We start from the raw sequence: 7313 nt of genomic DNA on the forward strand, positions 1-7313 counted from the left end.
CTTCCTCCGTATTATCTCGTAGTCTTTTTCAGAAATCAAATATGATTCCTATAGAACAATTTTATCCGCAACCAGATTTTAGTAGATACAACAAAAAGTGACATGCTCACATACCCAAGCCGCGCTATAGGTGTGGAAGTATGTTAAGGAGGAATCAATAAACTAAACGATGCCCAAGCCGTTAGATCCTAAATGTCAGCTATGCGCCAAACTACCCGCAGCTAAGGCTAAGGTGCTGCATGGGTCAGAAGGTGATGGCTGCTGGAATCCGAAGGTTTGTCACAATCGCCGTTCGTTTTACCGCAACAAAAGTAAAGATGATTCGGCACAAATTGATGCAATCGCAGTCGAACCACCAGCAACATATTTTGCAGTGCTGTATTTGTATAAAGAACCAGGGGATAAGCCATTGCACGCCTTGGGCGCAGAACTCTGGCTGGGGCAAAAACCAATTTGCCGCCTAGAACCAATTCACTGTTTTGGGCTAACGGCTGGCAAGATCCGCGCCTATACAGATCAGGTGTTACAGGCTTTTGCTAAACAATACGGTGTTTCACTCTATCAATATAAAGATATGTTTGAAATTACCTCAAGTTACTGTCCAGTGCGTCCTTGCCCGTTACATCCTGAATCCTAGAGATGACCACATATCGTCAATTAACCATCTGGGATGTATTAGATGAGTTGTCCGAATCTCCACCAACTTCTTCCCTTGATGCTGTATGGGAGTGCTTGGATACAGAACTTCATGATTTACCTGTTGAAACACAATTATCAACCGCAGGTATTGCTTTCAATCAAATTGCGGATATTCTTAAGTCTCGTGCCGAAGTGCTGTTGCAAGATACCCACGATCGCAATAGTCTTTTGGGGCCAGTTGTTAGCGCCGATCTCTTTGCTGGTCTAGTGCGGACAACAATGCACCTAGATTTAGATGATTTGATTGAACCGCAAACACCACAAACCTTTAAACCACACGGCCCACACCAATTTTCATATCCTAACCAGGAGGGTGATTCTGTAGTAGCACCTGTTGAAAAAGCGAATGTTTTGGCAATGCTCGATGAGGTAACAACTTTAGAAGATGTTCGCAATTTGGCATCAGATGAGGATGTCCAAAAATGGCAGAGCGCGATCGCTAACCATCTGATAAATGTCAATGATGAGATTTCTTTAGTTAAACTGCAACGTGTGTTGCAAATGCCGATGGTGGAAGTGTGGTTAGGATTGTTGCTTGGTGGTTTTAGCTTGGAGCAACGTGGAGATTTTTATAACAGTCGGAATATTTGGGTGAAAAGCTCAGAAACTTCGGCCATCTTCAACGAACAAACTTGAGACTTTCAACACTAGAGCTAAACATATCTGTAAAGATACTCATCACCGTCCGTTCTCGCAGTTTAATATTACCACTGACTGACATCCCAGATTGCAGAAGTACTTTACGCCCATTAATTGAAATCGATTGTTGCTCCAGGCGTACTTTAGCAGGAAATCGATAGAAAGGATAAATCTGATCTGGTGGTAGGACATCATTTCCAATCCATACCAATTTCCCTTTGACATCACCAAATTCACTAAAAGGAAATGAGTCAACCCTCACATCCACTGTCATCCCCTCTTTAACAAAACCAATATCTTTATTGGTGATGTAGACTTTAGCCACCAGAGCATCATCAGGAACAACTTTCAGAATTGGTTCGCTAGATGTCACCACAAATCCTGGTGTATGTGCCTTAAGTTCAAAAACTGTACCATTAACAGGGGAATTAATCGACTGATATTGAAGATTCATTTGAGTTTGGCTCAACTGAGAATCATTTTCGGCAATTTTCTTATTATTTTCGACAATGGCTTTAGTAAGCTGAGAATCAATCTCGGAAATTTTTTTGTTATTATCTGCAATTTGGGTGAGCCAATCTTTGCGAGAAATAGCTACAGTTGATTGCAACTTAGCTTGTGCTTGGTTAATAGCAGATTGTAAACGAAATCCTTCTTGGGTAAGCTGGTCAATTTCTGATTGAGCGTTTCTAACTTCTTCTTGTTGCTTGAAGTATTGAATCTTAGAAATTGCCCCATCATTCATTAACGGGGTAATATTATCGAGAATTCCCTGATTCATTTTGAGAGTATCTTTTGTGCTAACCAATTTTATTTGGGTTTGGTTGAGTTGACGATTTAATTGGTCAACTTCCAGTTTTGCAGCAGTGAACCGCGCATCCAATTCTGAAGAAGTGGAGAGGAGGCGTTCTTTTTGTTCGATGTTTAGTCCACTACTGTCACCTGTACCATCTAGTTGGGCACGATATAAACGGTTCTCTGCTACTAGAGCAACTCGACTTTTGGTAAGGTCAAGCATTTCATTGGAGAGTGAGGGAGTGAGGGAGTCTGGGAGTGAGGGAATGAGAGCATTTTCCCTCCCTCTCTCGCTCTCGGACTCCCTCACTCCTCTCATTTGAGACTGATAAAATTGATTTTCTCTGAGTAAAGATAGACGAATTTTCTTCAAAGAGTCGAGTTGAGCATTAGCAGTAGTAGGGTCAAGCCCGATAAGATGTTCACCAAGTTTAACCTGCTGTCCATCTTCAACATAGATTTTTTTAACTACGCCACCAACAGGAGCCTGTATTTCTTTAACTGTGCCTGTAGGCTCTAACTTACCAGTAGCAGAAACTGCTTCTTCAATTTTGGCGATGTTTGCCCAGACAATTGTACCAGTTGTAACAGCCATCAGACCCCAAAGAATAGCGCGTGACCACTTGCGAGATTGTCTAAGAATTACAGGTTGGTCGAATTTCGGAACATAACGCGGTGCTGTTGAGGGTGGTTTTGCTTGAAGATTAGATATTTCTGGTGATAACTTTTCTAAATCCTGTAAAGAAGTTATCTGTTTTAGTGGAGAGGAACCATTTGTATTAGAGCTTTGTTTACCGTTTCCATTCTGACCGTTATGTGAAGACTTACCGTTTCCATTTGTGCCATTAGTATTCATAATTAGTAATAAGTTATTATTTAGTATGTAAGAGGCTAAATAAATTTAGTTAATTCTCTATTAGGTTGCTGATTGCTAAATGAAATAGAAAAATTATTCAGAAATTGCTGACTGCTGTTGATAGAGACAGTAATACAATCCATTCATCCCGATTAATTCTGTATGAGTTCCCTGTTCTGCAATTCGTCCTTGATTCATCATCAAAATCACATCGGCATTTTGAATGGTTCCTAGCCTGTGGGTAATGAAAAATACTGTTCTTCCTTTAAATACTTGGGCTAAATTCAAACACACCTGACGTTCAGTAGCATAATCGAGTGCGCTGGTAGCTTCATCCAGAATCAACAGTGGTGGGTTTTGTAGTACAGTCCGAGCGATCGCAATTCGTTGTCTTTGTCCTCCCGATAAAGCCGAACCTCTTTCTCCAACACGAGTTTCATAGCCGTTGGGCAGATTCATAATAAAGTCATGGGCGCAAGCAATTTTAGCAGCCTCCACAATCTCTGATGGTGTGGCATCAGGCATGGTCAAAGCAATATTTTCTTGTACTGTGGTATCGAATAGCAGAGTGTCTTGTAACACCATACCGATTTGCTGGCGCAGGGAGTAAAGTTCTACTTTATTAATGTCATAGCCATCAATTTTGATGCGACCAGAGTCTAGTTCGTAGAGGCGGGGCAAAAGTTTAGTTAATGTACTTTTACCAGCACCACTTTGACCCACAACTCCAACAAACATACCAGATTCGATATCAAGATGAACATTATTGAGTTGCGGATTCGGGCTTTTAGCAAAGCTGAAAGTAACACTTTCATACTGAACTGCACCAACAATTGCTGGCATCGGGATATTATTACGCCCAGCAATTTCTGTTTCCTGGGGAGTATCGAGAATATCGGCGAGGCGTTCTAGCGATAAAGCGGTTTCTTGGAAGTTCTGCCACAGTTGAATTAGCCGTAGTAGAGGACTTGTGACATAACCTGCGATAATGCGGAAAGCAATTAACTGTCCCAAAGTCAGTTTCTGCTGCAAGACTAAATATGCACCTACCCAAAGTAGAAGTAAGCTGGAGAGTTTATTCAAAAAGTTAGATAAAGAACTAGCAGTATTGCTTGTCAGAACATTTTCAAAGCTAGCACTAATATATTTCCCATAACGAGATTGCCATTGCCAACGAGAATTGAGTTCGATATTTTGGGCTTTGACTGTTTGAATCCCAGAAACTACCTCAACTAAATAAGATTGAGTTTCGGCATTGCGTTCAGCTTTAGTTCTAGTTTGGCTGCGAATAATAGGCGCAAATATAAAGGTTAATAAAGCAAAGAGTGGTACTGTTGCCAGTGCTACGATGGTTAGCAGCCAGCTATAAAAAATCATTACTACAATATAAATAACAGAGAAGATAGCATCTAGAACAACAGTCAGGGCAGTACCAGTGAGGAAAGAACGAATATTTTCTAATTCGTTTATCCGGCTAGATATTTCCCCAACAGGGCGTTTCTCAAAATAACGCAGTGGTAAACGTAATAGGTGATCGATTACTTCACTTCCCAAACTTAAATCAATCCGGTTGGTGGTATCCACAAACAAGTTAGTACGTAGCCAAGTAATAATTCCCTCGACTACAGCCATTGCTATGAGCAGAAAGCCCAGAACGTTGAGAGTATTAATCCCGTTTTGAATGATAACTTTATCAATAATTACTTGTGTAATTAAGGGATTTGCTAGTCCCAATAGTTGGACAAATAAAGAAGCAATAAATACTTCAATTAAAACAGTACGATGTTTTTTAATTGCAGGTAAAAACCAACTTAAATCAAATCGCTTTTGAGGAGTTTCTTTAGTTGGTTGCAACAAAAGTACTTGTCCCTCGTCCCCCCAAGTTTCTACAAAATCGGCTGGCTTTTTACGCACAATGCCTTGTTCTGGAATAGCGAGAACTAATTCTTTCTCAGTGGCTTTGTAAAGAATTGCATAACTATCTTGCCAGGGAATCAAAACTGGTGTCGGTAGTTTAGATATAGCGACGGCGGGAACATTCACCAGTTGAGATGTCAGCCCCATTAGTTCTGCCAAAGCACCACATAATTGAATAGAAGTACTCCCTGTACGCTGAAAATTACTAACTAACGCACGGCGCAAGACATCGCGGCGAAAGGGCATTCTTAAGTGTTGCGCTAGCATTTGAAAACAGGCAAGAGTTCCATCCACAGGGCCGCGACCCGATATATGCGGGTATTTAATTCCTTGCCCTGACTCCAGTTCTTCTGCTTGTTCTGGGCGCTCTGGAGCGAATGGGGCGTTTGCCCAAATTCCAGTTTCAGATAATGAGTCGAGGGAGAGTGAGGGAGTGAGGGAGTGGGGGAGTGAGAGAGTAGGGTCAGTAAAACCAATTAAGCGAACTGACCCAGTGATATAGGCTTGCGCTTGCGTTAGATTTAGGCGATCGCCTACTACATAGTTAGACCCTTTACTGCTAACTAACCACAGCAAGTTAGGATCTAATGAAGAGAGTGGTGTTTTACCATTCGGCAAGTGAAGAATAGTAGCTTGTTTTGTTGCAGCAGTCGCAAGTTCTTTAAGATTATCTGGAATCTTGCCCCGACGTTCTAATTCTGCACCCAATAGGTCAAAAACTTCAATTAGGCTGCAATGGTTGCAAAAAGCATTCGCTATAGCAGGTTCGAGTTCTATTAGACTTAAGAAATCGGAGGCTTTTAGTGTTAGGCAAAGAGTTTCAACTGAAGCGATCGCAGTTTCACACGGTACATCACGCAGCAAGCTTGTCCAACCAATGATTTCTCCTGGTTTTAGTAGTTGCAGAGTATCTGGTGCAGAAGCACCAGGGGCATATCCCAATAAACGGGCTTGCCCCTGATAAAGAATGGCTACTCTAGCTGGGAGGGTTTCTCTGACCAAAATTGCTTGCCCCATACGGTAGCGCAAAGGTTCAAGTTTTTCTGCAATTGTCTCAACACTGGTTATAGAAAGCTGATTAAATGGGTAGATGCTGGCGAGAAATTCTTGAATTGTGGTGGTGCTTTCTATCATCTTGTTACCAAGGGGGAGGAGTGAGGGAGTGAGGGAGTGAGGGAGTGTAGGAGGGTGGGAGTGAGGAAATGTATAATTTTTGGCATTGCTGAATCATGGGATAATTTCGCTCAATTTGTCAGAAGTTTTCAATGGTTTCAACCGCCAATTCATCCCGCATTTATGCAACGCCCAATTTTTGCCTCACTCCTTCCCTCTCTCGCTCCCACACTCCCTCACTCCCTCCCTCTTCTTCAAGTATGGTCAATTGCGCTTTGCTGATTTCTTCGGCTAACCAAGTCTCAAATAAATGATTCAGAAGTGTAGAGCGCATTGCATCATCTAATTGAGCCGGAATAAGCTTTTCGAGCCGCACAATCACAAACCACTCATCCAATTTCATCGGCGGCCATAACTGTCCTGGTTGAGAAATAGTAAGTTTCTGTGCTATGGCTGAATGAGGTTGACTCATCGGCACAGGCCCTAGCATCCCTTGAGTTTGAGCTTCAGCCCCAAGTGAATAAACACTTGCACATTCAGCAAAGGTCTGTTCTCCTGCCTTGATGCGGAAGTACAATTCTTGGGCAACTTCGGCATCAGATGTGCGGATTAGGGAATAAATTACTTTGTCTAACTGAGGCTTACATTGCAAAAAATAAGATTCTAGCTTTGTCCCCCAAGTGGCTTGCTTGAACTTCTCAATCCTCAGTTCTCGCGTGGCAACAGCTTCTAGTTGCTCAAGGCTCATGCTGTAATACTTTAAAGCTTTTGCTATAGCTTCTGGTGTTGTCAGCTGATTGTTTTGGTAGAACTGCTCTATGACAAGAGCTTTCTCTTCTATAGTTAATTCTGTTAGGGCGATCGCTTTTTCAACAATCAACAAACGACACAATTGCGGTAGCATTTGGAAACCAGCCAGCAGTTGTGGAATTTCTGCTTGGGTAATTGTCTGGTTGCCAAATTGGAGAACTTGAGCCATAGAAAGCTAAAAAGCACAGATAGTGCTTTGGTAGATAGATGAACACACTCAGGAATATCTATTGCTAGTATTACCCTACTGAATCATGGCTTGCATGTTGCATCTATCACAATGTAGAGTCTACAGAAAATGGCAAAAATTTGAACTGCTGAATACGTAAAAATACTGAAACGAAAGAAGTCGGAGGTCGGAGGTCGGAAGTCGAAAGTCGGAAGTCGGAGGTCGCAAGTTGTAAGTCGCAAGTTATGAACTCTTCACTTAGGGACTTCCAAGAAATAAATTACTCAGAAAAAATCGTAAGTGGATACTCAATAA

The 7313-nt window shown here is 41.8% G+C and carries 5 protein-coding genes; 2 read left to right on the forward strand and 3 right to left on the reverse strand.

Annotation, left to right across the window (positions count from 1 at the left end; genetic code table 11):
* Positions 1–169 precede the first annotated feature (169 nt).
* Positions 170–637 carry a hypothetical protein gene (locus tag RM368_RS37575; RefSeq protein ID WP_322698772.1) on the forward strand — a complete coding sequence of 156 codons (468 nt, stop codon included), beginning with the start codon at positions 170–172 and terminating at the stop codon, positions 635–637.
* A gap of 2 nt (positions 638–639) precedes the next feature.
* A complete protein-coding gene (locus tag RM368_RS37580; protein ID WP_322698773.1) occupies positions 640–1335 on the forward strand; it encodes a hypothetical protein in 696 nt (231 codons plus the stop codon).
* On the opposite strand, the gene RM368_RS37585 is transcribed toward RM368_RS37580, so the two are convergent.
* The 3 genes from RM368_RS37585 to RM368_RS37595 form a co-directional block, all read right to left on the reverse strand.
* Positions 1319–2728: an HlyD family efflux transporter periplasmic adaptor subunit gene (locus RM368_RS37585; RefSeq protein ID WP_416212296.1), complete on the reverse strand. Its 1410-nt coding sequence runs from the start codon at positions 2726–2728 to the stop codon at positions 1319–1321. The two genes, RM368_RS37580 and RM368_RS37585, sit on opposite strands and share 17 nt — an antisense overlap.
* 354 nt (positions 2729–3082) lie before the next feature.
* Positions 3083–6040 (reverse strand): peptidase domain-containing ABC transporter, encoded by a 2958-nt coding sequence (locus RM368_RS37590; protein ID WP_322698775.1) that lies wholly within the window; start codon positions 6038–6040, stop codon positions 3083–3085.
* Between the two features lie 160 nt (positions 6041–6200).
* Positions 6201–6998 (reverse strand): peptidylprolyl isomerase, encoded by a 798-nt coding sequence (locus RM368_RS37595; protein ID WP_322698776.1) that lies wholly within the window; start codon positions 6996–6998, stop codon positions 6201–6203.
* Positions 6999–7313: the final 315 nt, after the last annotated feature.

Source organism: Nostoc sp. DedSLP03 (genome assembly GCF_034530815.1).
Classification (GTDB): Bacteria; Cyanobacteriota; Cyanobacteriia; order Cyanobacteriales; family Nostocaceae; genus Nostoc.

Bases quoted from the DNA above. Each gene is read 5' to 3' on its own strand.
- RM368_RS37595 (WP_322698776.1), bottom strand. From the start codon at position 6,998: ATGGCTCAAGTTCTCCAATTTGGCAACCAGACAATTACCCAAGCAGAA.
- RM368_RS37580 (WP_322698773.1), top strand. From the start codon at position 640: ATGACCACATATCGTCAATTAACCATCTGGGATGTATTAGATGAGTTG.
- RM368_RS37585 (WP_416212296.1), bottom strand. From the start codon at position 2,728: ATGGCTGTTACAACTGGTACAATTGTCTGGGCAAACATCGCCAAAATT.
- RM368_RS37575 (WP_322698772.1), top strand. From the start codon at position 170: ATGCCCAAGCCGTTAGATCCTAAATGTCAGCTATGCGCCAAACTACCC.
- RM368_RS37590 (WP_322698775.1), bottom strand. From the start codon at position 6,040: ATGATAGAAAGCACCACCACAATTCAAGAATTTCTCGCCAGCATCTAC.